1 pseudogene is annotated in these 317 nt (G+C 70.7%); it reads right to left on the reverse strand.

The features are described 5' to 3' along the window. A pseudogene (locus tag SB660_RS19610) lies at positions 1 to 317 on the reverse strand (hypothetical protein); the annotation flags it as partial.

The following is a 317-nucleotide window of genomic DNA, read 5'->3' on the forward strand; positions in this document are numbered from 1 at the left end:
GTGTCACGCGCGAGAGCGGCGGCACCGATCCGGCGGCGCATGTCGGCGGCATCCGCAGAAGACGCGATGATCTCGTCCGACCAGTGCATGTAGGCCGGGCCCGAGATCATCGGACGTCGTGCCGCACCTGCCGCGGGGCGTGGAGGCTCGGCGAGGATGGCGGCGTGGAGGTCAGCCGGTCGGATGCCGCTGGTGATCTGCGCGGCGACGGTCGATCCGGCCGAGGTTCCGACGATCAGATCGGCATCGTCGAGCTCGATGCCGGCTTCGGAGAGACCGGCGATGAGCCCGAGCTGCCAGGCGTTGCCGGCTGCTCC

Source organism: Bacillus sp. SIMBA_005, from assembly GCF_046535585.1.
GTDB classification, from domain to species: Bacteria; Bacillota; Bacilli; order Bacillales; family Bacillaceae; genus Bacillus; species Bacillus pumilus.